The organism is Allobosea sp. Tri-44 (genome assembly GCF_004123845.1).
In the GTDB taxonomy this organism is placed as follows: domain Bacteria; phylum Pseudomonadota; class Alphaproteobacteria; order Rhizobiales; family Beijerinckiaceae; genus Allobosea.
The window spans coordinates 1-23,795 of sequence record NZ_NBDP01000018.1 but is presented as its reverse complement, the minus strand read 5'-3'; the positions used below and the strand labels follow the sequence as shown (position 1 = coordinate 23,795).

23 protein-coding genes and 1 pseudogene are annotated in these 23,795 nt (G+C 66.6%); 11 read left to right on the top strand and 13 right to left on the bottom strand.

Annotated features, from left to right (window positions below; genetic code table 11):
- Positions 1–189 precede the first annotated feature (189 nt).
- On the top strand, positions 190–390 hold the full coding sequence (locus tag B6S44_RS11900; protein WP_129157110.1) for a DUF4169 family protein: 201 nt from the start codon (positions 190–192) through the stop codon (positions 388–390).
- Positions 391–400: 10 nt separating this feature from the next.
- A complete protein-coding gene (locus B6S44_RS11895) occupies positions 401–643 on the top strand; it encodes a ribbon-helix-helix domain-containing protein (protein ID WP_129157109.1) in 243 nt (80 codons plus the stop codon).
- On the opposite strand, the gene B6S44_RS11890 is transcribed toward B6S44_RS11895, so the two are convergent.
- Positions 627–1,535, bottom strand: coding sequence for a LysR family transcriptional regulator ArgP (locus tag B6S44_RS11890; protein ID WP_129157108.1), 909 nt, complete (start codon positions 1,533–1,535; stop codon positions 627–629). The two genes, B6S44_RS11895 and B6S44_RS11890, sit on opposite strands and share 17 nt — an antisense overlap.
- A gap of 93 nt (positions 1,536–1,628) precedes the next feature.
- Here B6S44_RS11890 and B6S44_RS11885 point away from each other — a divergent pair, with 93 nt between their 5' ends.
- A complete protein-coding gene (locus B6S44_RS11885) occupies positions 1,629–2,237 on the top strand; it encodes a LysE/ArgO family amino acid transporter (RefSeq protein WP_129157107.1) in 609 nt (202 codons plus the stop codon).
- Between the two features lie 99 nt (positions 2,238–2,336).
- Here B6S44_RS11885 and B6S44_RS11880 read toward each other — a convergent pair whose 3' ends face one another.
- Together B6S44_RS11880 and B6S44_RS11875 are read right to left on the bottom strand one after the other, a co-directional pair.
- Complete coding sequence (locus B6S44_RS11880) at positions 2,337–6,137, bottom strand: AsmA family protein (protein ID WP_129157106.1); 3,801 nt, start codon at positions 6,135–6,137, stop codon at positions 2,337–2,339.
- A gap of 106 nt (positions 6,138–6,243) precedes the next feature.
- Positions 6,244–7,683 (bottom strand): FAD-binding oxidoreductase, encoded by a 1,440-nt coding sequence (locus B6S44_RS11875; protein WP_129157190.1) that lies wholly within the window; start codon positions 7,681–7,683, stop codon positions 6,244–6,246.
- A 151-nt stretch (positions 7,684–7,834) separates the two neighbouring features.
- Here B6S44_RS11875 and B6S44_RS11870 point away from each other — a divergent pair, with 151 nt between their 5' ends.
- Complete coding sequence (locus tag B6S44_RS11870) at positions 7,835–8,395, top strand: thioesterase family protein (RefSeq protein WP_129157105.1); 561 nt, start codon at positions 7,835–7,837, stop codon at positions 8,393–8,395.
- On the opposite strand, the gene B6S44_RS11865 is transcribed toward B6S44_RS11870, so the two are convergent.
- The 4 genes from B6S44_RS11865 to B6S44_RS11850 all read right to left on the bottom strand — a co-directional run bounded on the left by B6S44_RS11865 (position 8,392) and on the right by B6S44_RS11850 (position 11,898).
- On the bottom strand, positions 8,392–9,015 hold the full coding sequence (locus B6S44_RS11865; protein ID WP_129157104.1) for a YdeI/OmpD-associated family protein: 624 nt from the start codon (positions 9,013–9,015) through the stop codon (positions 8,392–8,394). The two genes, B6S44_RS11870 and B6S44_RS11865, sit on opposite strands and share 4 nt — an antisense overlap.
- A 123-nt stretch (positions 9,016–9,138) precedes the next feature.
- Positions 9,139–9,939 carry a potassium channel family protein gene (locus B6S44_RS11860; RefSeq protein WP_129157103.1) on the bottom strand — a complete coding sequence of 267 codons (801 nt, stop codon included), beginning with the start codon at positions 9,937–9,939 and terminating at the stop codon, positions 9,139–9,141.
- Between the two features lie 46 nt (positions 9,940–9,985).
- A complete protein-coding gene (locus tag B6S44_RS11855) occupies positions 9,986–10,651 on the bottom strand; it encodes a class I SAM-dependent methyltransferase (protein ID WP_465246106.1) in 666 nt (221 codons plus the stop codon).
- A complete protein-coding gene (locus tag B6S44_RS11850; protein WP_206735138.1) occupies positions 10,648–11,898 on the bottom strand; it encodes a BtaA family protein in 1,251 nt (416 codons plus the stop codon). The genes B6S44_RS11855 and B6S44_RS11850 overlap by 4 nt, the downstream gene beginning before the upstream one ends.
- Before the next feature lie 216 nt (positions 11,899–12,114).
- Here B6S44_RS11850 and msrB point away from each other — a divergent pair, with 216 nt between their 5' ends.
- Positions 12,115–12,546, top strand: a complete 432-nt coding sequence (msrB, locus tag B6S44_RS11845; protein ID WP_129157187.1) for a peptide-methionine (R)-S-oxide reductase MsrB — start codon at positions 12,115–12,117, stop codon at positions 12,544–12,546.
- A 193-nt stretch (positions 12,547–12,739) separates the two neighbouring features.
- Here msrB and B6S44_RS11840 read toward each other — a convergent pair whose 3' ends face one another.
- Both B6S44_RS11840 and B6S44_RS11835 read right to left on the bottom strand, forming a co-directional pair.
- On the bottom strand, positions 12,740–14,380 hold the full coding sequence (locus B6S44_RS11840) for an acyl-CoA dehydrogenase family protein (protein ID WP_129157102.1): 1,641 nt from the start codon (positions 14,378–14,380) through the stop codon (positions 12,740–12,742).
- A 191-nt stretch (positions 14,381–14,571) separates the two neighbouring features.
- On the bottom strand, positions 14,572–15,261 hold the full coding sequence (locus B6S44_RS11835; RefSeq protein WP_164985800.1) for a DUF2272 domain-containing protein: 690 nt from the start codon (positions 15,259–15,261) through the stop codon (positions 14,572–14,574).
- 232 nt (positions 15,262–15,493) lie between these two features.
- Between B6S44_RS11835 and B6S44_RS11830 the strand changes: the two genes are divergently transcribed.
- From B6S44_RS11830 to B6S44_RS11820, 3 genes are all read left to right on the top strand, one after another.
- Positions 15,494–17,875 carry an ATP-dependent helicase gene (locus B6S44_RS11830; RefSeq protein WP_129157100.1) on the top strand — a complete coding sequence of 794 codons (2,382 nt, stop codon included), beginning with the start codon at positions 15,494–15,496 and terminating at the stop codon, positions 17,873–17,875.
- Between the two features lie 125 nt (positions 17,876–18,000).
- Positions 18,001–18,195: a type II toxin-antitoxin system HicA family toxin gene (locus B6S44_RS11825; protein ID WP_129157099.1), complete on the top strand. Its 195-nt coding sequence runs from the start codon at positions 18,001–18,003 to the stop codon at positions 18,193–18,195.
- Between the two features lies 1 nt (position 18,196).
- Complete coding sequence (locus B6S44_RS11820) at positions 18,197–18,493, top strand: type II toxin-antitoxin system HicB family antitoxin (protein ID WP_129157098.1); 297 nt, start codon at positions 18,197–18,199, stop codon at positions 18,491–18,493.
- A 146-nt stretch (positions 18,494–18,639) separates the two neighbouring features.
- Here B6S44_RS11820 and B6S44_RS11815 read toward each other — a convergent pair whose 3' ends face one another.
- On the bottom strand, positions 18,640–19,038 hold the full coding sequence (locus B6S44_RS11815; RefSeq protein ID WP_248309570.1) for a winged helix-turn-helix transcriptional regulator: 399 nt from the start codon (positions 19,036–19,038) through the stop codon (positions 18,640–18,642).
- 124 nt (positions 19,039–19,162) lie between these two features.
- Between B6S44_RS11815 and B6S44_RS11810 the strand changes: the two genes are divergently transcribed.
- The gene (locus tag B6S44_RS11810; RefSeq protein WP_129157096.1) at positions 19,163–19,918 is read left to right on the top strand and encodes an SDR family oxidoreductase; all 756 of its coding nucleotides are present in this window, start codon (positions 19,163–19,165) and stop codon (positions 19,916–19,918) included.
- Between the two features lie 144 nt (positions 19,919–20,062).
- On the top strand, positions 20,063–21,010 hold the full coding sequence (locus B6S44_RS11805; protein WP_129157095.1) for a 50S ribosomal protein L11 methyltransferase: 948 nt from the start codon (positions 20,063–20,065) through the stop codon (positions 21,008–21,010).
- Positions 21,011–21,057: 47 nt separating this feature from the next.
- Here B6S44_RS11805 and B6S44_RS30055 read toward each other — a convergent pair whose 3' ends face one another.
- Positions 21,058–21,186, bottom strand: a complete 129-nt coding sequence (locus B6S44_RS30055) for a hypothetical protein (RefSeq protein ID WP_282568180.1) — start codon at positions 21,184–21,186, stop codon at positions 21,058–21,060.
- A gap of 58 nt (positions 21,187–21,244) precedes the next feature.
- Positions 21,245–21,490, bottom strand: a complete 246-nt coding sequence (locus B6S44_RS11800; protein ID WP_129157094.1) for a hypothetical protein — start codon at positions 21,488–21,490, stop codon at positions 21,245–21,247.
- 300 nt (positions 21,491–21,790) lie between these two features.
- Between B6S44_RS11800 and B6S44_RS11795 the strand changes: the two genes are divergently transcribed.
- A complete protein-coding gene (locus B6S44_RS11795; RefSeq protein ID WP_129157093.1) occupies positions 21,791–23,629 on the top strand; it encodes an aminopeptidase P family protein in 1,839 nt (612 codons plus the stop codon).
- Between the two features lie 63 nt (positions 23,630–23,692).
- On the opposite strand, the pseudogene B6S44_RS11790 reads toward B6S44_RS11795, so the two are convergent.
- Positions 23,693–23,795, bottom strand: a pseudogene (locus B6S44_RS11790) (IS110 family transposase); the annotation flags it as partial.

Below are 23,795 nucleotides of genomic sequence, written 5' to 3'. Positions count from 1 at the left end.
GATGGCGACACACCACCTTCCATCCATCCTCTCCCGTCATTCCGGACAAGCTGCGAAGCAGCGCAGCTCCGGAATCCATCGAAGGGCGCTGAGCTCTACGATGGATTCCGACGTTCCGCTTCGCTCCAGCCGGAATGACGGCGCGGGGATGGGCATGGCAAGCCAACGTCGACGGGTCGGGAGATAGTGATGGCCGAGATCGTCAATCTCCGCCGCGCCCGCAAGGCTCGCGATCGGGCAACGGCCGAAGCGCAGGCTGCGCAGAACCGGATCGATTTCGGCCGGACCAAGGCCGAGCGGACGTTGACCGAGGCGGAGAAGACGCTCGCGAAGCGCCGCCTCGAAGGCCATCGCCTGACCGACGATCCTGACGGCAAGGATAAGGCGTGAGCGGTAACACATGAGCGGCCTGCGCAAGCGCTCCCTCGCCATCGCCGGCCACCGCACCAGCGTCTCGCTCGAGGAGCCATTCTGGGAGGCGCTGAAGGAGATCGCCGCCGCTGAGAAGCGCCCCATCGCCAGCCTGGTGATGGAGGTCGATTCCGGTCGCGGCGAGCTCAACCTGTCTTCGGCGCTACGCCTGCGCGTGCTGGCGCATTATCGCTCACGGGCGGAAGCGGTGAGGCTCACCCCCGCGGATTGACGAGCAGGCTCCGCGCCGTCTCGACCACCGCGCGCGTCAAGTCGGCGAGACGGTCGGCAGCAATCCGGTTGACCTGCCAGAACAGCGGTATGTCCAGTGACGTGCCGGGCATGAGCTCGTGCAGGCTCCCGGCGGCGAGATGACCCCGCACCAGCAGTTCGGGATTGGCGCACCAGCCGATGCCGAGCAGGCTCGCCTCGACGAAGCCCTGCGTCGACGGCACCCAATGCACCGGATGACCGGTGCTTTCGCCGAACGCGACCTCCATCCACTGGCGCTGCAGACGGTCCTTCTGGTTGAAGACCAATGATGGCGCCTGCGCCAGCGCAGGCAGCGTCACGCCCTCGGCGAAATAGCGCGTCATGAACTCGGGGCTCGCCGTCGCAAGGTAACGGAGCGAGCCGAGCGGGATCACCCGGCAACCCTGGATCGGCTTCTCCAGCGCCGTCACGGCGGCGAGCACCCGCCCTCGCCTCAGCCACTCGGCCGTATGCTCCTGATCGTCGACGGCAATGTCGAGGAGATGCGGGCTGCGCTTCGTGAAAGCCGCCACGGCGCCGAGGAACCAGGTTCCCAGGCTGTCGGCATTGGTGGCGACCCGCAGCGTGACGCGCTGCTGCGGCAAGCCCGGCTCAGCGAGCGCAGGCAGCTGCGTCATCAGCTCCCCTTCCAGCAGGCCAACCTGCTCCATATGGCGGCAAAGCCATTCGCCCCGTTCGGTTGCCGTACAGGGCTGCCCCCTGATGATCAGTACGGTTCCCAGCCGTTCCTCGAGCTGCTTGACGCGCTGCGAGACCGCCGAAGGCGTGACGTTGAGCGCCTGCGCCGCTTTTTCGAAGCTGCCGGTCCTGACAACGAGGGACACAGCCTGCAGGGCCGGATAGTCGAGCATGACATTAGCCCAGCTTAATCAGCATAACGATGTTTAACTACACTAAGGCATACGGGGCAGCTAGGCAGAGCGGCAGAAACTGGACCGCCACTCATGCCTCTCTCCGTCTATGTCACCGGCTTCACCATGGGCCTCAGCCTGATCGTCGCGATCGGCGCCCAGAACAGCTTCATGCTGCGGCAGGGCCTGCGGAACGAGCACGTCTTCGCGATCTGCCTCACCTGCGCGCTGTCGGACGCGGTCCTGATCCTCGCCGGCGTGGTCGGCCTGCGGCAGGCGACGGCGATGCTGCCCATGCTCGAACCGGCGCTGCGCTATGGCGGCGCCGCCTTCCTGATCTGGTACGGCGCGCGTAGCCTGCTCTCGGCGTTGCGCTCCTCCGAGGCGTTAGCGATCGGCGCCGCCGGCGGCGCGAGCCTCTCGGCCAGCCTCGTCACCTGCGCCGCGCTGACCTGGCTCAACCCGCATGTCTATCTCGATACGGTGCTGCTGATCGGCAGCATCGCGAGCCAGTTTCCCGGGCAGGAGCTGATCTTCGCCGCAGGCGCGATGACCGCCTCGTTCCTGTTCTTCTTCGGGCTCGGCTATGGCGCCCGCTGGCTGCGCCCGTTCTTCGCCGATCCGCGATCCTGGCGGATCCTCGACGGCATCGTCGCCGCCACCATGTGGGCGATCGCCTTCAAGCTGCTCCAGGGCAGCTGATTCACCTGCAGCGATAAAAAATCCTGACATCCCAACAAGTTGTGAGCGAAAGCTGAATCAAACTCGTATCCACCTGAATCAGTTTGCCAGCGGCTTGAATCAGTTCTGCAAGGGCGAGCGCGACAATGGCCGCGGCACCGACTGGATATCGAGCGGCGGCGGCAGCGGCGGAGCTTCAGCACGCGGCCTGACATACGGATCACCCGGGATGTAGGAGGGCGGCGCTCCCTGCAGGATCATCGGCCCGGGCCGCCCCTCGATCGCGGCGCGGATCGCCGCCTGCCTCGCCCGCTCCTCGGCCTCGGCCTTGCGCCGCTCCTCCTCGGCCCGCCGGATCTCCTCCTGCCGCTTTGCGATCTCGAGCTTGCGCGCTTCCTCGGCGAGGCGCGCCTCTTCCAGCTTGCGGGCAACCTCCGCCCTGCGGGCCTCCTCGGCCTGCCTTGCCTCCTCGGCGCGCCGCGCGATCTCGGCCTTGCGGATTTCTTCGGCGAGCCTCGCCTCTTCGGCCTTGCGCGCAGCCTCCGCCCTGCGGGCTTCCTCGGCCTGCCTTGCCTCTTCTGTGCGCCGAGCTATCTCTGCCTTGCGTGCCTCTTCGGCGAGCCTGGCCTCCTCCGCCTTGCGCGCATCCTCCGCCCGCTTCTCCTCGGCGAGGCGGCGCTCCTCCTCCGCCTTGAGGAATTCGGCGAGCTTGCGCTCGTTCTCGCGCAGCTCGCGCTCGGCCCGCAGGCGTCGGACGTTCATCGCCCGCTCGCGCTGGTCCGCCTCGAAGGCTTCGACCCGCTCGATCTCGCGCGCGAGAGCCCGCGCCGCGACCACGTTGGAAAGCGCCCCGACATCGGTCTCGCGCTTGGGCGCCTCGAGCGGCCCGCGCCAGGCGACGCCGACCTGCGGCAACTGCTCCGGCCAGCCTTTGGGCGCCGCGCCGAGCGGGCGGAGATTCAGGCGCAGATCGGTCGTCATCGCCCGCCAGTCGACCAGCCCGGTAGCCTCGGCCCGGAGGCCGGCACGCTCGACGGAGACGGGCGAGACGCGCAGCACGCCGGCCGCCTGGGTGAAGGGGATGGTGACGTCACCGAGCGGCCAGCTCGCCTTTTCCAGCGCCGCGCTGATCCGGCCCTGCAGGCGATCCGTCTCGCTTTCCGAGGCGTCGTCGCCCGTCGCCGCGATCACCTTGGAGATCGCAGAGGGGTCGAAGCGCGCCATGCCGGCTCCCGAGACGCTGATCGAGCCGGCGCCGCCGAGCGCCGCGATCAGGCGCGCTGGGCTCTCGCCGGAGCCACCAGCCTCGAAGCTGCCGGAGAGCTTGCCGGTCAGCGCCCCCTTGGTCAGCACCGCAAGATCGAGGCCGTTCCAGGCAAGCTTGCCTGCAAGCTGCGCCAGACCGCCCTCGCGGCGCGCCGAGAGCCGTCCGCTGATCTCGCCGCCGGCATGGCTACCGCGGAGATTGTCGAGCACAAGGCCATCCGGCCCTGCCGCCAGATCGACGCGCGCTTTCGACAGGGCGGTTGCCTCGGTCAGTTCCAGGCGCTCTGCACCGAGGGCAAGCCTGATCTCGCCAAGGCCGGTCGCGCCCTGAAAGCGGCTCGGCGACCATTGGCTGCCGGCGACCGGCTGGGCCTGGCCGAGCACGGTCGCGAGAACCGGCTGCAGCGCTAGGGAAGGCAGGTCGAGCCGCCCGCCGATGCCGCGTTCTGCCGAGAAGCTCAGCGCGCCGCGCGCCGCCTTGCCGCCGGCATTGACGACGAGATCGTCGAGCCTCGCCTCTTCGCCAAAGGAGACACGCCCATGCGCATCGAGCACCCCGTCCGGGACCAATCGTGCCAGCCCTTCCGGCAGGACCTGCCCGGGCCCATCGGCCTGGAGACTGAGACGGGCCACCTCGCCCGCTCCTTCCAGAACGAGCATCAGACCGGGGCCGGCGAGCGAGCCGACCGGTCCGGTCGCACCAAAGCCGAGCGTGAATTCGCCGGGCCCGCCGCGTGCCGGGCGCGGCAGGCCGAAGGCGGCAAAGGCACGGCGCCGGTCGTCGAGCGAGAGCTTCACATTGCCACCGCTCCACAGGCCCGCCGCATCGAGCTTGCCATTGAGCGAAAGCCGCCCGGCCTGGGCCGAGCCCTCGGCGACGACGCTGGTCTCGCCATTCGCCGCGCGCACGAGCTTGAAGCCGGCATCGATGCCGGCGAGCCCGTCCTCGATCCGCGGCAGCACGCGCCGAAAGCCCTCGGGCAACAACGGCCCGGCCAGAGCCGTCAGCGCCGCGAAACGCGGTGCACGCACCCGGCCGGAAATCTCGCCTCCGCCCGGCAGCAGAGCCCCTTCGCCTTCGACCTTGACGCCGCCGAAGCCATCGACGGCGAGGCGGCTGAGACGCCAATCCATGCCTTGCCGCGTCAGCGCGAGCCGGGCCGAACCAGGCGGCGAAGCCCGATAGCGCGCGCCATTCAGGGTGAGGTCGAGCGCCAGGTCACGTCGTCCGGTCAGCGCGTTGAGGCTGTCGCCCGGCGGCAAGGTCGCAAGGTCGAGCCCGTTCAGCGTGAGCCTGGCATCGAGCCGATCGCGCGTGAGCGCGCCGGAGCCTTCGAGGCGCGGGCCGGAGCCCGCCCGCGCCGTCAGCTGCGTGACCGCGAGACGCTCGTTGCTCCAGTCGAACGCCGCCGTGCCGTCGAGGCTGCGCAGGGCCGCGAAGCTGTCGGCCAGTCCGGCCTCGACGCCGAGCCGCGCCAAGGCCAGAGCTGCCCGGCGCGCATCCGGCGCCTTAGCCTCGACCGTGCCGCGAAAGCCCTGGCCATCGAGCGCGCCGCGCGCTTCAAGAACGGCATTGGCGATCTTGACCGTGGCGTTCGCCGCGTCGAGCCCGTCACCATCGAGCTTGCCGCGCAGGGCAAAGCCGCTGAAATCCTCGCCGCGCCAGGCGATCTGGTCGAACTCCAGTGAGAGGTCGAGCGCGCCCGGCAGTGCCTGAAAGGCGCGCTCGTAGCCCGGCCGCTGAGAGAGAGCCTCGATCAGTGCATCCGCATCGAGCCGGCGCGCCTTGAGCTGGACGCTGCCATGGCCGCCCCCCGGATTGAACGAGCCTTCACCTTCCAGCCGCGCGGCACCGCCGGCGATCTCCACGGCAAGCGCGGAGAAATCAAGGCGGCGGCTGTCGCCGCTCACCCGTCCCGCCAGGCTGACGGCACCGCCAGGCGCGATCGTGAAACCGCCTTCGAGCCCGGGCCGGACCTTGCTTTCGGCCGCCGGCAGGATCAGCGAGCCGTCGAAGCCGAACTGAACCTGCTCGCCCGTAATCGATCCTTTGGTCCGCAGTCGGCCGTCGTTCTCGGCCGCTCCGGTCGCGAAGCGGACCGAGGCCCCGGCGATCTCGCCTTCGACCCGCCATGGTCCTGCAAGGCTCACGGCCGAGACATCGACCGAGATCGGCGTCAGCGTCTGCGCCGCCTTGCCAGGCTCGCGCCAGATCACGGCCGCTCGCCTGATCGCGAGACGGTCGATCGCGGTTTCGCTCGGCAGGCCATTCCCCTGACGGGCCGGCAGGGTAATGGCGCCGGCCTCATCGGCGACGAGGTTCAGCGTCAGCCCATCGGCCTCGGCCTCGACCAGCCTGAACTCGCCGCGCGCCAATGGCGCCAGAGCGAGCTCGGCCGTCAGTGTCTCGACGCTGGCGCTGCTCGCTCCGCTGTCGCCGGAACCAAGACGCACCTGGCCCAGCACCAGCCGTGGCGACGGCAGCAGCCGCAGCCCGATCTCGCCGGCAACACGGGTCTCCACGCCGAGCGCGGCGCTGATGCGCTGCTCGAAATGGGGCCTGTACTCGCGCCAGTCGACGAAGCCCGGCCCCAGCAGCGCGGCCAGCAACGCTGCGACGAGCAGCCCGGCCAGGAAGGTCAGGGCCTCACGCACGCTCTTGCATCAATCCTCGAAATGTCGACCGCATAATCATGCACGCAAGTCGCGGCAGGATCACGACATTCTTGTGGGTCATACCGCCTGAGAGCGCGGCTGGATGTCACAAGGCGATGATCTTGCCGGGATTGAGGATGTTCTGCGGGTCGAGCGAGCGCTTGATCAGCCGCATCACCGCGAGCGCCGCCGGGCTATGCTCGATCTCGAGATACTTCATCTTCTTCTGGCCGACGCCGTGCTCACCAGTGCAGGTCCCGCCCATGGCGAGCGCCCGCTTGACCAGCCGGTCGATGAAGGCCTCGCAGCGCGCGATCTCGTCGGGATCGGCGAGGTCGACCAGCGGCTGGGTATGGAAATTGCCGTCGCCGACATGGCCGACGATCGGCGCGATCAGCCCCGACGCCTCGATGTCGCGCTTGGTCTCGTCGACGCACTCCGCCAGCCGCGAGATCGGCACGCAGACATCGGTCGCGACCGATTCCGCCCCGGGGCGCAGCGCCCGCGCCGCCCAATAGGCGTCGTGCCGGGCCTGCCACAGCTTCGAGCGATCCTCCGGCCTGGTCGCCCAGTCGAACGCGCCGCCGCCGAACTCCGCTGCAATCTCGCCGAAGCGCTCGGCCTGTTCATTCACGCCCTCTTCCGAGCCGTGGAACTCGACGAACAGCATCGTCGTCTCCGGCAGGCCGAGCTTGGAGTGCAGGTTGACGCCGCGCATCATCACATCGTCGACCAGCTCGATCCGCGCTATCGGCAGGCCGGACTGGATCGTCATGATCGTCGTATCGCAGGCCGCCTTCACCGAGGGGAAGGAGCAGACGCCGGCCGAGACCGCCTCGGGAATGCCGTGCAGCTTCAGCGTCACCTCGGTAATGATGCCGAGCGTGCCTTCCGAACCGACGAGAAGGCGGGTGAGATCGTAGCCGGCCGAGGATTTGCGCGCCCGGCTCGCAGTCTTGACGATCGCGCCATCGGCCATCACCGCGGTCAGCGCGATGACATTGTCCTTCATCGTGCCGTAGCGAACGGCATTGGTGCCAGAGGCGCGCGTCGCCGCCATGCCGCCGATCGAGGCATCCGCACCGGGATCGATCGGGAAGAACAGGCCCTGGTCGCGCAGATGCTCGTTCAGCTCCTTGCGGGTGACGCCGGCCTCGACCGTGCAGTCGAGGTCCTCGGCATGGACGGCAAGCACGCGCTTCATCTGCGACATGTCGATGCACACGCCGCCGAAGGGCGCGTTGACATGCCCCTCAAGCGACGTTCCCGTGCCGAAAGCGATGACGGGAACCCCGTATCCGGCGCAGAGTTTCACAATCGAGGCCACCTCTTCGGTGCTCTCGGGATAGACGACTGCATCCGGTGGCTGGTTCGGGATCCAGGTCAGCGTATGGCCATGCTGCTGCCGGACCGCGAGGCTGGTGACGAGCCGGTTGCCGAACAGCGCCGCGAGTTCCTGCGTCAATGCAGCGATGGCCTGCGACGACGGCGGCAGCTCTGCAGTACGAGCAGAGGTGGGCTGAGGCACTGAAACGGTTGAAGGCATTGTCATGGCTGGAGAACTTCGCCTAGTCTGGAATGGTTCGGCCCTGGAGTAGCGGCTTGTGTTGTTTTCACGCGCCGTTTCCGCGCCGGCAAGAGCCTGCGGCGCAGAGCCGCCCACGCATCGACGAGACAAAGGACGAAAGGAGGCGCCGATGCCGAACGAAATTCGCACGACCGCCCTGTTCTTCGCTCCCTTCGTCTCGTCCCCGATGCGGGTCGAGCCGCAATGGATCGACTATAACGGCCATCTCAACATGGCCTATTACCATGTCCTGTTCGACCGTGCGGTCGACGAGGTCTTTGCGCTGGTCGGCCTCAACCAGGACTATATCGAGGCCCGAAAGGCCTCGTTCTTCGCCGCCGAATGCCATGTGCTCTACAAGCGCGAATTGACGGAAGGCGACATGGTTCGCGTCACCGCGCAACTCATCGCCTTCGATGACAAGCGCCTGCACTACTATCTCGAAATGCGCCATGCCAGCGAAGGCTGGCTCGCCGCGACCTCCGAGAACCTCTCCCTGCATGTCGACATGACCAACCGCAAGGTCACGCCCTTCCCCGCCGACATCCTCGCCAATCTCGCGATCATGAAGGCGGCGCATGCGCAGATGCCCCGCCCGGCCACGGTCGGCCGGATGATCGGCATGCCGGAGAAGAGCGCGATCACGCTCGGCGCGCCGGAGGCCGAACGCGAGACCGAGACGCGGCACTAGGCCGGATTTGCAGTCCCACCCGGGACCTGGCGCTGCGGATAGATTGTCTCGCCGCGCTTCAGCATCTCGACGAAGGCCGCGATCTTTCTCTGTCTGGCGGCTTCCGTCTTGAGATTGTGGACGCGGAAGGCGAGCGCAAAGCGGTTCTGTTCGCTCAGCCTGGCGAGCATCGCCTTCGCCAAGGGCTCGGCATCGATCGCAGCTTGAAAATCGTCAGGGATCTTCATGTTCCGGCCGGCGCCATAGGCGCGGGCCCATCGGCCGTCGGCCTTGGCTGCATCGGCTTGTTCCAGGCCATGAGCGGTCATTCGCCCTTCTGTGATCAGACGGGCGACATTGTCGACATTGATCTGGCTCCAGATGCTCTTGGTGGTCCTCGGCGTGTAGCGTTGCAGATAGCTCCGCTCGTCGAGCCCCTTCTTGACGCCATCGATCCAGCCCCAGCAGAGCACGACGTCGATCGCTTCCTTGGGCGTGATCGACGGCAAGCCCGACGAGAGCTTGTGGATCTTGATCCAGACTTCGTCCGCATGGGCATGGTGCTCGCCAAGCCACGCGTAGAAACTTGAGGCATCCTCGAATTCTCGCACCTTTTCAGGATCGACCTTAACCGGCGCCATCGCTGCTCTATAGCTCCCAATCTGACGGGAAGGCCGAACATCCCTCTAGGCGTCGAGGTGGTTCGCTCGTGTCAGCACCCCTCTTCCGCCGGGCATCGAGGCTGCCGAACCAACGCCGGCCGCTTATTCGTCGTCGTCCGGTATCTTCAAGAGGTGGCCGCAGGCCTTGCAGTGCACGGCATCGGGCTCGTGGCGCTGCAGGGCACATTCCGGACAGGGGAAGGTCACCTTGTGCGGCCGGAAGACAGCCTGCGCCAGCCGCACGAACAGCGAGATGCCGATGATCATCACCACGATCGAGGTCAGCTTGCCGGCGATCCCAGGCAGGGTGATGTCGCCGAAACCGGTCGTCGTCACCGTCGCGACGGTGAAATAGAGGGCCTCGACATAGCCCTCGAGCCCGGGCCGGCTCATGAAGAAGAAGGTGTAGACGAAGCCGCTGACGACGAAGAGGAAGGTCGCGAGGTTGACCAGAGCCTTGGCGACGTCCTCCCAGTCGCGGAAACGCGTCTGCCGCAGCTGCGCCCAGATCAACCCGCGCTGCGACAGCGACCAGAGCCTCAGGATTCGCAGGAAGCCGAAATTCTCCAGCCATTGCGGCGCCAGCAGCGTCGCCAGGATGAAGAGGTCGAGCAGCATGGTGGGCTGCCGCAGCAGCCGCAGCATGTTCGAAGAAGCGAGGAAGCGCGCGGCGATCTCGGCGGCGACGATTGCAGCGACCGCATAGTCGAGCCAGAGGAATTCCGGCCGATCGCGCAGCAGCGGCGTTGCGATGAAGAAGCCGATGATCAGGAGGTCGACGATCAGCGTCGCGACCTGGAAGCGCAGCGCCGCCGGGGTCCACCCGTGATAGAGCTGCCGAAGCCGATCGCGCAACGAAGGAGGTCCGTCGCTGCTCTCGTCACGGTCGGCGGTCTCGCTCATCCTGCTGGCGTAGCAGCGCGGCAGCGCCGGCGTCCAGCCCCGGCGCTCAAGCCGGCCTGATCGCCACGGCCTGCACGCTATATCCGCCAAACAACCGCGTGGTGCCGCCGATGACGCCGGCCTCGGCGCAGAGCTCGGTCAAGACCGCATCGAAATCCTTGCGCGGTGTGACGTGGAACAGCGCCAGCCAGCGGTTGAGCACCGCCTTGAACGGGCCGGGCAGATGCGCCTGATCGCCGAAATCGACGATGTGCAGCGAGCCGCCCGGCGCGACGACGCGCAGCGCCTCGGCGAGCGCCTCGCGCCAGGGCGGGATCATCGAGAGCGCATAGGAGATCACCACCCGTTCGAAGCCGGCGCGGCCGAACAGCGCCTGCGGGTCGAAACTCGTCGCGTCGGCCTGTGCCAGTACGATGCGCTCGGACAGCCCGGCCTTCGCCACCTGCTCACGCGCCGTGCGCAACATCTCCTCAGAGACGTCGAGCCCGTAACAGAGCGTATGGGGGTAGCGCTGGGCGATCTTGATCAGGTTGCGCCCGGTGCCACAGCCGATCTCCAGCACGGCCCCGCCCAGCGGCGGCTTCAACCCGGCGATCAGCCCGTCGCGGCCGAGCAAATAGAACTTCCGGGTCGCGTCGTAGATGTGCCGCTGGAAGCGGTACATCCGGTCCATCAGACCGGCGGCATCCTGCCTGCCCTCGACCGCGCTCACGCGGCCGTCCTGCGGAGATAGAGATGGAAGGCGCCGTAGATAGAGGAGCGGTCGCGGGCACCGAGTTCGCGGCTGCGCGCCTCGTCATAGTGCCATTGCGACAGGATCGCCTCCGGCACCCGGCCGGGCAGTAGCCGCTCATCGGCGGCGGTGCGGAAGATCACCCGTGCGCCCGGCGCAGCGCTGCGGGTGATCTGCGTCCACAAAGCCGTAAGCTCGGAATCGTTCATCCAATCCTGCGCATCGAGCAGCACGAAGCCGTTGCAGCTCTCGGCCGGCTGCTGTTCGAGGAAGGCGGTGATCGCGCTCTGATGATAGGCAACGCGACCGGCGCGGGCCTTCACCGTCTCGAAATTGGCACTCTCCAGATAGGGCGGTACCGCCGCATCCGGCTCCGGCCCGTAGCTGCGCCCGAAGGCCTGCCAGGCGAAATAATTGGTCTTGAGGTCGAAGCCGCAGGCGAGCCGCTCCAGCCGGTGGCGCAGGACCCCGCGGATGCCGGCATCGCCATCAGCGGCGAGCGCCTTGTACTGCGCCGGCGGGATGCCGAGCCCGTAGAGCGAGGCCGGCTGGCGCACCAGCCAGCGCACCAGCTTCTTGTCGAAGACCGGCGCCAGATGCCGCTCGAACAGTGCCCGCTGCTCCTCCATCGTCTTTGCCTGCAGCATCACCTTGGGATCGCAGCCGAGCCGTCGGGCGAGGAAATGCCCTGTGCCGATGAAGCGGCCGAGCAGGCCATAGCGATAGAAATTGCGGGCGAAAAGTTCGATCCGGCGTCGGCCGACGAGGTTGCGCCCCTCCCAATAAGCCCGGCTGACCGCGTCGAGCCGCGGCGCGATCAGTTGGTCATAGGTCTCGACATTGGCCTTCGATTGCGCCTGCCCGAAGAAGCGGCGGAAAATCGCGTGATCGTCGATCTCGGCCAGCGCTGCGAGCTTGAGATGCCCGAGCGCGATATGGGCGCCGTTGAGGTCGATCGCACTGATCTTCGCCGGATCGGCGGTGAGATAGGAGAGGATGTTGCAGGAGCCGGAAGCGATCGCGACGAGATGGTCGTCGGGCTGCAGCGCCAGCGCCTCCATGTCCACGACCGGGTCTTCCCAGATCTGCGGATAGACCAGGCCGGAGAAGGCGAGCGTGAACATCCGTTCGAGCAGGCCGGCACGCGAAAGAGGCTTGCTGCGATGAACAGCGGTGGTCAGGCCGAGATTGGTCGTGCGCTTTACCGCGCGGATCGTCTGCGTCACGAGGCCCCTCGTCTGCGCCCGTTGCGATGGCGAGCCGACTAGAGGAGTCGCGTGACGGTTGGGTGACGCGGCAGGCGGGCCGAGAAGAGACTGGTCGCTGCCGAACGCAAACGTGAAACAGGCCGCGTTGCGTGAGGATGAAATCAGGAAGACAAATCCCCATATCCTGCGCGACAATCCCGACAAGACAGCGCAAAGGAGCCTCGCATGGGCCTGATGGATCTGTTTGCCAAAACCGAAAAGCCGGAGCGCGACTTCCCCTTCCAGCTCAGCGATGCCGAGTGGCGCGAGAAGCTGACGGCGGAGCAGTACCGCGTCCTGCGCGGCCACGGCACCGAGCGGGCCGGCTCCTGCGCGCTGAATTTCGAGAAGCGCGCTGGCACCTTCTCCTGCGCCGGCTGCGGCCAGAAGCTGTTCAGGTCGCACAAGAAATTCGAGAGCGGCACCGGCTGGCCGAGCTTCGACCAGCCGCTCGAGGGCGCAGTCGAGGAGAGCGAGGACGGCAGCTTCGGCATGCGCCGGGTCGAGGTCCACTGCGCCAATTGCGGCGGCCATCTCGGCCACGTCTTCCCCGACGGCCCACCGCCCTCCGGCCTGCGGTACTGCATCAACGGCGTCGCGATGGATTTCGAGGCGGAAGCGGGTTGAGCGCGCTCGTTCAGAGGAAGTGAAGCGCGTGGAACCCCTCTCCTGGAAGGAGAGGGGCAGGGGTGAGGTGTTCGGACTGGAAATGTTGGCCTGAACCCGACCGCGCAGTCGGCGCTCGCGGAACTGGTCACAGGGCCTACACCTCACCCTGCCCTCTCCTTCCAGGAGAGGGTTCCCCCGCGCTGTCCGAGCCTCAAACCTCAGGCACGGCCCTTCTCGCCAGCGTCGCGGCATCGACCGCCAGCGGCAGGTCGCCGAAGTGGCCCGACCAATGCCCGCCGAGCCGCGTCGCGACAAAGGCGTCGGCAACCGCATGCGGCGCGTGGCGGATCAGCAGTGCGCCCTGCAGCATCAGCGCCAGCCGCTCGGTCAGCAGGCGTGCCTGGCCTTCATGACGGATGAGCTCGTGCAGGTCGTTGTCCAGCGCCTGCACCGCCGCGTCATAGCGCCGGTCCTGCCCTGAAACCGCATGGAACTCGGCGCGCAGCGCCTGCAGCGAACCCGGCTCGCGTTCGAGCGAGCGCAACACGTCGAGGCAGATGACGTTGCCCGAACCTTCCCAGACCGAGTTGAGCGGCGCCTCGCGATAGTGCCGCGCCATCGGATTCTCCTCGATGAAGCCGTTGCCGCCATGGCATTCCAGCGCCTCGACCACGACGGCGGGCGTGCGCTTGGCCACCCAGTATTTCGCCAGCGGCGCGCCGATCCGGGCCAGAAGCTTCTCGCTCTCCGACTGCTCTTGTCGGTCGACGGCGGCGAAGAGCCGGAAGGCGAGCCAGGCCGCGGCTTCCGCCTCGATGGCAAGATCCGCGAGGACGTTCTGCATGATCGGCTGATCGATCAGCTGGCGCTGGAAAGCGGTGCGATGCTGTGCATGATGGCCGGCGAGCATCACCGCCTGCCGCATCAGCCCGGCCGAGGCCGCAGCGATATCGAGCCGCGTATTGTGGTTCATCGACAGGCCGGTGCGCAGGCCCCTGCCGGGATCGCCGAGCATGTGGCCGATCGCGCCCCTGAACTCGACCTCGGAGGAGGCGTTCGAGCGGTTGCCGCATTTGTCCTTGAGGCGCTGGATCGCGATGCCATTGCGCTCACCATCCGGCCGCCAGCCCGGCACGACGAAGCAGGAAATGCCCTCCTCATTGCGCGCCAGCGTCAGGAAGAGGTCGGAATGCGGCACCGAGAAGAACCATTTATGCCCATGCAGCGAATAGGTGCCGTCGCGATTGTCATAGGCGATGGTCTGGGTCTGCCTGAGGTCCGAGCCGCCCTGCGTCTCGGTCATCGCCATGCCGACGGTCGCCCCTAGCTTGCCCGCGGCAGGCCCTTGGCGCTTGTCGTAAGTCTTCGAGGAGATCAGCGCGCCCCATTCGGCCCAGCGCGCTCGGTCCTGCTTCAGCACCGGGATCGCCGAATAGGTCATCGAGATCGGGCAGCAGATGCCGCTCTCGCAGCCATACCAGAGATATTGCAGGGCGGCCCGCGCCACCTGCGCCCCCGGTCCCGGCCGGTTCCAGGCGAGCGCATGCGTCTCCTGGCCGATGGCGCGGGTCATCAGCGCGTGCCAGGCCGGGTGGAACTCGATCTCATCGAGCCGGTTGCCGAAGCGGTCATGGCTGCGCAATTCCGGCCCATGCCGGTTGGCGAGCCGCGCCATCTCGATCGTCTCGGCCGCCCCGACCGTCCGCCCCGCCTCGTGCAGCCGCTCATCGGCCCAGCCGGCGTCGAAGGCGGCGATCACCGCCTTCAGCACCGGATCGGCGGCATAGGCGTCGTAATCGGCCAGCGGCGGCACCTGGTTGGTGACCTGATGAGCGTGCGATGCCTGGGCCATGGCCTTCCTTCCGATCCGCGAACCGCCCTTCCCATCTGCCCCAGACTAAGCCGGCGCGCCGCAATTGCGAACCCGCCACCGATGACGGCCGCCCGGGCATACCGTCGATGGCGATGTTGAATGATGGTGGCAGAACGGTCCCGCAACCGTCTCGGAAGACCCGACGCGACAATCCGGCAAACTCGGACGGATCAGCCGACCATGGCGCCAGCCTTGGCCTCTGCCGTCAGAGCCACGGGCACGTCGCTGGTCTTGATATTGTTGCGGATGTGGACGACCCAATTCCGCTGCGTGTCGGCGAGACGACCATCGGCGTCGATCTTGATCTCGACCTTCGAAACGCTCTGCCCGACATTGCCGCCGATGACATAGGCGCGCTTCTTGGGCTTGTTGATTTCGACGATCACGTCCGAATGACTCTTGAACCAGCCGGCGGTCGGTATCTGGTCATAGGTCAGGTTCTTGAACTCTTCGCGCGGCGCGCCGATCAGGTCGCCGACTTCGAGCGGGAACTCGTCGACGCGATACCCGACCAACGGCGCCGACAGCTTGTCGGCAAGGCGGTTTTTGATCGATAGCTTCATCCAGTTCTGATGGCCGCTGTCATAGGGGAATTGCTTGCCGGCTCCGGCAGCCTGCATGCAGTAGGAAATGAAGGCGGCCGACCACGCAATGTCGATCGAACCGTCGAGCTTGCCGTAGCTTTTCGCGTATTTGGCCACTAGAGAATTGTACTGCGCAGTCGGTATGCTTAGCCAATAGTCACCCACGCGGTCCCTGTATGGGACAACGGTCTCCTTCCGCTTGCCGTCGACGAATTTATCGTTCTTTCCTTCGTCTTTCCCGAAGAAATTCCATTCCCGATTGAGACGCTCGATCAAATTCGTTCTGAATATCATCGTTACCTCCCCTTACGGCATCAACCATCGATTGCATGCCTGCCCGAATGGACGCAACGGGAAAAGCAGCCGGACGCTATCGCTTGTCGAAGTCGGTGAGGCCCGCTCGCATGCGGAGCGATACGCCGATCGGCGAGGGAGCAATCGGCCGGAGCCTTCCCTATATTGACCGTGAACGAATCACGATCACGCAAGCCGGGCCCAAACCAAACCAGTGTCAGACCACACCACCTCCGCCCCCCTGCCCCGCCCCGGCGGCCTCGCATCGCGCGCGGCGGCGCAGCCGGCGGCCGGCTATCTGCAAGGGCTCAATCCGGAGCAGCGCCTGGCGGTCGAGGCCACCGACGGCCCCGTGCTGGTCTTGGCCGGCGCCGGCACCGGCAAGACCCGCGTGCTGACCACCCGCATCGCCCATCTGATCGCGACGAACCGCGCCTTCCCCTCGCAGATCCTGTCGGTGACCTTCACCAACAAGGCGGCGCGCGAGATGAAGGAGCGCGTCGCCCATCTGGTCGGCCCGGTCGCCGAGGGCATGCCCTGGCTCGGCACCTTCCACTCGATCTCGGCCAAGCTGCTGCGCCGCCATGCCGAATTGCTCGACCTGCGCTCCGACTTCACCATCCTCGACACCGACGACCAGATCCGTCTGATGAAGCAGGTGATCCAGGCCGAAGGCATCGACGAAAAGCGCTGGCCGGGCCGGATGCTGGCCGGCTTCATCGACTCATGGAAGAACCGCGGCCTTGCGCCCAAGGACGTGCCGCCGGGCGAGGCTGGCGTCTTCGCGGCCGGCAAGGGCGGCAAGCTTTACGCCGCCTATCAGGACCGGCTGAAAACCCTGAACGCCGTCGATTTCGGCGATCTCCTGCTGCACTGCCTGACGCTGTTCCGCGAGCATCCCGACGTGCTCGCGAGCTATCACGAGCGCTTCCGCTACATCCTCGTTGACGAGTACCAGGACACCAACGTCGCCCAATATCTCTGGCTGCGCCTGCTCGCCCAGGGACGCCGCAACATCGCCTGCGTCGGCGACGACGACCAGTCGATCTATGGCTGGCGCGGCGCCGAGGTCGACAACATCCTGCGCTTCGAGCACGATTTTCCCGGCGCGACCGTGGTCCGGCTCGAACGCAATTACCGCTCGACCGGCCATATTCTCGCGACCGCCTCGAAGCTGATCGCCCGCAATGAGGGCCGCCTCGGCAAGACGCTGCGCACCGAGGACGAGCCTGGCGAGAAGGTCACCATCACCGGCGCCTGGGACAGCCAGGAGGAAGCCCGCCTGATCTCCGACGAGGTCGAGGCGATGCAGTCCAAGGGCGAGAACCTCGCCGAGGTCGCCATCCTCGTGCGCATCTCCGCGCAGATGCGCGAGATCGAGGAGCGATTCGTCCATGTCGGTGTCCCGTATCGCGTCATCGGCGGCCCGCGCTTCTACGAGCGCGCCGAGATCCGCGACGCCATGGCCTATCTGCGCTGTGTGGTCTCGCCGACCGACGACCTCGCTTTCGAGCGCATCGTCAACGTGCCCAAGCGCGGGCTGGGCGACGCCACGATCCAGATCCTGCACAACCATGCGCGGGCGACCGGTCTCTCGCTGCTGCAGTCGGCCAGGGCCGTGGTCGAGAGCGACGAACTGAAGCCCAAGGCCCGCACCTCCCTGCGCGAGTTGGTCGAGGCCTTCGCCCGCTGGTCTGGACGTGCCGAAGCCATGCCGCAGGGCGAGCTCGCCGAGCTGGTGCTGGAGGAAAGCGGCTACACCGAGATGTGGCAGAAGGACCGCTCGGCCGACGCCGCCGGTCGGCTGGAGAACCTGAAGGAACTGGTGCGCTCGCTCGACGAGTTCCCCGATCTGCCAGCCTTCCTCGAACACGTCTCGCTGGTGATGGACGCCGATAGCGGCGATGGCGGTGCCCGCGTCTCGATCATGACGCTGCACGCCGCCAAGGGGCTGGAATTCGACACCGTCTTCCTGCCCGGCTGGGAGGAAGGGCTCTTCCCGAGCCAGCGCGCTCTCGACGAGAATGGCCGCGCTGGCTTGGAAGAGGAGCGCCGCCTCGCCCATGTCGGCCTGACCCGAGCCCGCAAGCGGCTGAAACTGTTCTTCGCCTCGAACCGCCGCATCCATGGCCTCTGGCAGTCGAGCCTGCCCTCGCGCTTCATCGACGAATTACCGGAGGAGCATGTCGAGGTCGTCCAGGCGCCCACCGCCTACAGCCAGGGCGGCTACGGCGCCTCGCGCTTCGAACGCATGGAAAGCTTCGGCTCGTCATACCAGACACCGGGCTGGCAGCGCGCGCAGGAGAACAAGGCCAAGTTCAACTCTGGCGGCGGCTCGGGTTTCTCCGACGCCGGACAGCGCGGCTTCGGCCAGGGAACCGGCTTTGGCAGCCGCCAGCGCGGCCCCATGCTGATCGAGGGCGAGCTAACGGCGAAATCGACCGGCACCTCCGCCTTCGACCTCGGCGCCCGTGTCTTCCACGTCAAGTTCGGCCCCGGCTCGGTGGCGAGTGTCGACGGCAACAAGCTGACCGTCGATTTCGACAAGGCTGGTCGGAAGATGGTGCTGGATAGTTTCGTGCAGAAGGCGGGATAAAACTCACGGAAGCAGCGGAGATCGGGGACAACCCCGTTATTCCCTTGAACAAAACAGGAACATTGTTAAGTTCAGCCGAGTTTGAAGATATATGGATCGGGTCCGATGCGAATCAGCAGGTTCCGATGCTCAACAACAGCGCCGACATCATTCGTCGCCTCGAACGCGAGGGCTGGGAATGCGTGCGCGTTGCCGGCTCACACCATGTCTTCAAAAAGTCCGGCGTACGTGACAATATCTCAGTGCCGCATCCGAAGAAGGCCCTCGGACCCGGTCTCGTGCTGAAGATCTATAAGCAGGCAGGCTGGCCGCGCGATTGAGATGACCCATTACGTTGCCATCATCGAGGATGCCGGCCCCGACCATGCCGTCGGTGTCTGGTTCCCGGACCTACCCGGCTGCTTCTCAGCCGGCGACACGCTGGACCAAGCGATGGCGAATGCGCCGGAAGCTCTGGCACTCTGGATCGAGTCGATGGTCGAGGACGGCAAGGCGATCCCGCGCGCCCGCACGCCGAGCGAGTTGAAGACCGATCCCGAAGTTGCAGCCGATATGATCACCCATGCGATCGCGCTCATTCCGGCGCCGCAGCTCGCTTTTCAGCCCGCTGCGGAATAGCCCACTCAGCCCTCATCCTGAGGAGCGATCCCGCAAGGGTCGCGTCTCGAAGGATGCTTCAGAGGGCTCCGGAACCAGCTGGAGCATCCTTCGAGACGCGCCTACGGCGCTCCTCAGGATGAGGGCTCACATGAGTAGAGGGTGGTTTACGCCCCCTCCTCCCGCTCCCGGAACGCCCGCCGCGCCGCCGAGACCTCACCGTAATAGGTCTCAGCCCAGGTCCAGACGCCGCAGAACGCAGCGCTGAGCTCGCGGCCGAGCTCGGTCAGCGTGTAGTCGACATGCGGTGGGATCACCGGATGGACGGTCCGGACCACCAGCCCATCGCGCTCCATCTCGCGCAGCGTCTTGGTCAGCATCTTCTGGCTGATGCCGCCTACGATCCGCCCGCATTCGGTGAAGCGCAGCGTGCCGTGCTCCTCCAGCGCCTCCAGTACCAGCATCGTCCACTTGTCGGCGACCTGCGCGATCACCTGGCGCACCAGCGATTCGACCGCCTTCGAGACCGGCGGGATCTCCTCGCTGCGCTTGTGCATGGTCGCCATCGCCTCGCGGATCGCATGCATTGCGACACTCTCCTTTTGGTGCGTATCGAACTTTCGGGCGCCTTCTTTCCGTTGAAGAGTATCGACGCCAGCTGATGTTCCGCAACCAGGAAAGGGATTTGCGATGAACATCACCGGCAACACCATCCTCATCACCGGCGGCGGCTCCGGCATCGGCCGGGCGCTGGCCGAGGCCCTGCACAAGGCCGGCAACCAGGTCGTCATCGCCGGCCGGCGCGAGACGCTGCTCAACGAGGTGACATCAGCCAATCCGGGCATGGAAGCGCTCCTGCTCGACATCCAGGACAAGGACGATGTCGCGGCCTTCGCCAGGCAGGCGGTCGAGAGCTTCCCGGCGCTGAACGTCGTCATCCACAATGCCGGCATCATGCGCAGCGAGGCCGTCGCGGCTGGCGATGTCCTCGCCACCGCCGAGGAAACGATCGCGACCAACCTGCTCGGGCCGATCCGGCTCACTTCGGCGTTGCTGCCGCATCTGCTCAAGCAGAAGCGCGCGGCGATCCTGACCGTCTCATCCGGCCTCGCCTTCGTACCGCTGGCGACGACGCCGACCTACAGCGCCAGCAAGGCGGCAATCCATTCCTGGTCGATGGCGCTGCGCGAACAGCTCAAGACTACATCGGTCGAGGTCATCGAGATCGCACCGCCTTACGTCCAGACCGAACTGCTCGGCCCGCAACAGGCGGTCGATCCCATGGCGATGCCGCTGGCGGAATTCACCGCCGAGGTGATGTCGCTGCTCGAAAGCCAGCCGGAATCCGGCGAGATCATCGTCGAGCGCTGCAAGCCGCTGCGCTTCGCCGCCGAGAACGGCCAGATCGCCGCGGTCTTCGCCCAGCTGAACGCGCAGCACGGCTGACACCTGCCGTCATTGCGAGCGCAGCGAAGCAATCCAGGAAGCGTAGAGCTCTGCCACGCCTGGATTGCTTCGTCGCTGCGCTCCTCGCAATGACGGCGGCGGCAACCGAATGACAAGCCGCCGTCACCCTGCTAATTCCCCGCCATGCGCGAAGGCCTCTTGCCATCGACGGTCGCGACCGTCCTCGAACTCGAAACCAGCGGCGACAAGGCGCGAGCCTTGACCGAGCTGCTCGGCGAGGTCTTCGACCCGACCGAGACCGCCGTCTCGGCCTTCGAGGTCGAGACCGGCGTCACCACGCTCTCGCTCAACGCCCCATGGAAAGTCGAGATCTACTTCGCGACGCACCCGGACGAGGACGCGGTTCGCGACATGCTGCGCCCGATCGTCGGCGACAGCATCGATTCCACGCCCTTCACCACGGTCAACCAGAAGGACTGGGTCGCAGCCAGCCTCGAAGGCCTGCAGCCGGTGCGGGCCGGGCGCGTCCTCGTCCACGGTTCGCATGATCGCGAAGCGGTGCGCATCAACGATGTCGCCATCGAGATCGCGGCGGCGCTCGCCTTCGGCACCGGCCATCATGGCACCACCGCCGGCTGCCTGCTCGCGCTCGACGCCGAATTGAAGAAGCGCCGGCCGCGCAACGCCATCGATGTCGGCACCGGTACCGGCATCCTCGCGCTGGCGCTCGCCAAGCAGGTCAAGCGCAAGGTCGTCGCCGGCGATATCGACGCGATCGCGATTGAGGTTTCCGCCCACAATGCAAGGATCAACCACGCGCCGCAGGCGCTCGACCTCTATGTCGCGCCGGGCCTGTGCCACGCCAAGGCGAACCGGCCGCGTCATTTCGACCTGATCTTCGCCAATATCCTCGCCGGCCCACTGCGCAAGCTCGCGCCCGCGATCGCCCGCGCTTTGTCGGATGACGGCACGGTGATCCTCTCGGGATTGCTGGAGATGGACGTCGCCGGCGTGGTCTCGGCCTATCGCCATCAGGGGTTGGCGCTGGCGCAGCGCACCTCGCGGGAGGGCTGGGCGACTTTGGTCATGAAAAGAGGCGGCGCAGCCGTCAGGCCGCGCCGCCTCTACTAGGCCTACTGCTTCTCGCGAACGGCGGCGGGTCTCGCCACCATGTCCGCTTAGAAGCCGAGGTGGCCGTACTTCTCTTCGGCCTGCGCCTGCATGGCGCGGGCATCGTGCCAGACGGCGGCGGCGAACTTGGCGGCGTCGACGACGGCGTCATAGGCGTGCTTGATGATGGCGATCATGATTTTGGTTCCTTTTTCGATGCGCGCGGCGCTTTTGGCGGCCTGCGGCGCTTGACGTTCAGCGGTTGAAAGGCAGCTCGGCGTCGCTTTTCAGCGTCGTCGCCGGGAAGCCGCCGAGCACCAGCTCGCTCTCGCGCACCAGATAGCTATGGGCGCGCAGCTCACGCAGGGCGGAACGGCGGCGGCTCTCGATCATCGCGGCATAGAGGCGCTGCCAGAAGCCCTGGCCGGCGGTCTTGGTTTCCGTCGCCTCGGCGCGGGTCGCGGCCGGAAGGACATCGGTGGAATTCAGCACATAAGTCATAGGGTCTCTCCTCAGATCACGAAGGACAGTCCCGGTCGCTTCCTCGTTCTCTTATGCGACTAAAATGGGCCCTCTTCGCACTTGCGAGAAGATACGTTCGCATATGCACAACATGCATGAAACGCATAACGGAAACAAAAAACTGTTAACGACTGCGCAATTCGCATAGCCAAGAGGCAACCCGCTCAAATGCGAGCCAATGTGCGCCTGCTTCGAAAGCAGGGGCGAAACGGCAGTTTTGCACTGGCCTTTCAGGGGCGCCGAGGCGAGCATGGCCGAAATCCAGCCTCAGAGCCCGACATGACCGAATCGCGATCGAAAACCGCCTGCCGCTTCCAGTCCTTCTTAGAGCCAAGCGACCCGTCGCAGGTCGCGCCCCGCGTCGCAGCCTTGCGCGCTGCCCTGGCCAGGCAGGGGCTCGACGGCTTCATCATCCCGCGCGCCGATGAGCACCAGGGCGAATATGTCCCCGCCCATATGGCCCGCCTCGCCTGGCTCACCGGCTTCACCGGCTCGGCCGGCAACGCCATCGTGCTCGCAGATAAGGCGGCCCTGATCGTCGACGGCCGCTACACCATCCAGTCGGCGGCGCAGACCGATACGGCGGTGGTGACGCCGACCAAGATGGAAGAGACGCCGCTCGACAAATGGGTCGAGGCCAACCTGCCGGCCGGCGGCAAGCTCGGCTACGATCCCTGGCTCCACACCGTCGACGGCGTCGCCAAGCTGGAGAAGGCCGTCGCCGCAGCCGGCGGCATGCTCGTACCGGTGACGCCAAACCCGATCGATGCGCTCTGGAGCGACCGCCCTGCCCCGCCGACCGCCGCGGTCAAGGCGCATCCGGCCGCCTATGCCGGCGAGAGCAGCGCCGACAAACTCGCCCGCATCCAGAAGGAACTCGCCAAGGCCAAGGTCGACGCGCTCGTCCTCTCCGACCCGCATGCGCTGGCCTGGACCTTCAACATCCGCGGCGGCGATGTCGAGCACACGCCGCTGCCGCTCGGCTATGCCATCGTGCCGCGCGAAGGCCGGCCGACAGTCTTCCTCGCGCCGGAGAAGATCACCAACGAGGCCGGCGACGCCATCGGCGCGCTCGGCGAGATCGCCCCGCCGCAGGCGCTCGAACAGCAGCTCAAGGCGCTCGGCGCGGCCAAGGCCAAGGTCCGGCTCGATTCCAGCACGGCAGCCTCGGCGCTCGCGATGCTGATCCAGGATGCCGGCGGCACGCCGGACGCTGGCGTCGACCCGATCGCCCTGATGAAGGCCAGGAAGAACGAGGCCGAACTGAACGGCAGCCGGCAGGCGCATTTGCGCGACGGCGCCGCCATCGTCCGCTTCCTGTCCTGGCTGGCGCGCGAGGCGCCCAAGGGCGGGCTGACCGAAATCGATGCCGTCGCCGCGCTCGAAGCCGAACGGCTGAAGACCGGCGAATTGCGCGACGTCTCCTTCATCACCATCGCCGGCGCCGGCCCGAATGCGGCGCTGCCGCATTACCGCGTCACCGAAGCGAGCAATCGCCGGATCGAGCCCGGCATCTTCCTGGTCGATTCCGGCGGGCAATACGAGGACGGCACCACCGACATCACCCGGACCATGGCGGTCGGCGAGCCGACGGCCGAGATGCGCGACCGCTACACCCGCGTGCTCAAGGGCCATCTCGCGATCTCGCGTGCCGTCTTTCCAAAAGGGACGTCCGGCGCCCAGCTCGACGCCTTCGCCCGTGCCCCGCTCTGGCAGGCCGGGCTCGATTTCGACCATGGCACCGGCCATGGCGTCGGCAGCTATCTCTCGGTGCACGAGGGGCCGCAGCGCCTCTCCAAGCTCGGCACCACGCCGCTGGAGCCCGGCATGATCCTCTCGAACGAGCCCGGCTACTACAAGGAGGGCGCCTACGGCATCCGCATCGAGAACCTGATCATCGTCGAGGAGCGCCAGATCCCCGGCGCCGAGCGCACCATGTACGGCTTCGAGACGGTGACCTGGTGCCCCTATGAGCAGGCGCTGATCGATCTCTCATTGCTCGATGAGGGCGAACTCGCCTGGATCAACGCCTATCACGCGCAGGTCTGGAGCAATCTCGCGCCGCTGGTCGAGGGCGAGGCTAAAGCCTGGTTGGAGCAGGCGTGTTTGCCGCTGTAAAAGCAGGCGCGGGATCCCCTCTCCTGGAAGGAGAGGGGTAGGGGTGAGCGACTGTCTTGGTGGTCAAGCGTCTTGTTCGCGCCATGGTTGTTGGTCCCGGATGACGGCATTGAGGATCGTGACGAGTTTTCGGGCCGTCGCGATGATGGCGACGAGCTTTGGCTTT

Coding starts and splice junctions, on each gene's coding strand:
- B6S44_RS11900 (WP_129157110.1), top strand. CDS start 190: ATGGCCGAGATCGTCAATCTCCGCCGCGCCCGCAAGGCTCGCGATCGG.
- B6S44_RS11895 (WP_129157109.1), top strand. CDS start 401: ATGAGCGGCCTGCGCAAGCGCTCCCTCGCCATCGCCGGCCACCGCACC.
- B6S44_RS11890 (WP_129157108.1), bottom strand. CDS start 1,535: ATGCTCGACTATCCGGCCCTGCAGGCTGTGTCCCTCGTTGTCAGGACC.
- B6S44_RS11885 (WP_129157107.1), top strand. CDS start 1,629: ATGCCTCTCTCCGTCTATGTCACCGGCTTCACCATGGGCCTCAGCCTG.
- B6S44_RS11875 (WP_129157190.1), bottom strand. CDS start 7,683: ATGCCTTCAACCGTTTCAGTGCCTCAGCCCACCTCTGCTCGTACTGCA.
- B6S44_RS11870 (WP_129157105.1), top strand. CDS start 7,835: ATGCCGAACGAAATTCGCACGACCGCCCTGTTCTTCGCTCCCTTCGTC.
- B6S44_RS11865 (WP_129157104.1), bottom strand. CDS start 9,015: ATGGCGCCGGTTAAGGTCGATCCTGAAAAGGTGCGAGAATTCGAGGAT.
- B6S44_RS11860 (WP_129157103.1), bottom strand. CDS start 9,939: ATGAGCGAGACCGCCGACCGTGACGAGAGCAGCGACGGACCTCCTTCG.
- msrB (WP_129157187.1), top strand. CDS start 12,115: ATGGATCTGTTTGCCAAAACCGAAAAGCCGGAGCGCGACTTCCCCTTC.
- B6S44_RS11840 (WP_129157102.1), bottom strand. CDS start 14,380: ATGGCCCAGGCATCGCACGCTCATCAGGTCACCAACCAGGTGCCGCCG.
- B6S44_RS11825 (WP_129157099.1), top strand. CDS start 18,001: ATGCTCAACAACAGCGCCGACATCATTCGTCGCCTCGAACGCGAGGGC.
- B6S44_RS11820 (WP_129157098.1), top strand. CDS start 18,197: ATGACCCATTACGTTGCCATCATCGAGGATGCCGGCCCCGACCATGCC.
- B6S44_RS11815 (WP_248309570.1), bottom strand. CDS start 19,038: ATGGCGACCATGCACAAGCGCAGCGAGGAGATCCCGCCGGTCTCGAAG.
- B6S44_RS11810 (WP_129157096.1), top strand. CDS start 19,163: ATGAACATCACCGGCAACACCATCCTCATCACCGGCGGCGGCTCCGGC.
- B6S44_RS11805 (WP_129157095.1), top strand. CDS start 20,063: ATGCGCGAAGGCCTCTTGCCATCGACGGTCGCGACCGTCCTCGAACTC.
- B6S44_RS30055 (WP_282568180.1), bottom strand. CDS start 21,186: ATGATCGCCATCATCAAGCACGCCTATGACGCCGTCGTCGACGCCGCC.
- B6S44_RS11800 (WP_129157094.1), bottom strand. CDS start 21,490: ATGACTTATGTGCTGAATTCCACCGATGTCCTTCCGGCCGCGACCCGC.
- B6S44_RS11795 (WP_129157093.1), top strand. CDS start 21,791: ATGACCGAATCGCGATCGAAAACCGCCTGCCGCTTCCAGTCCTTCTTA.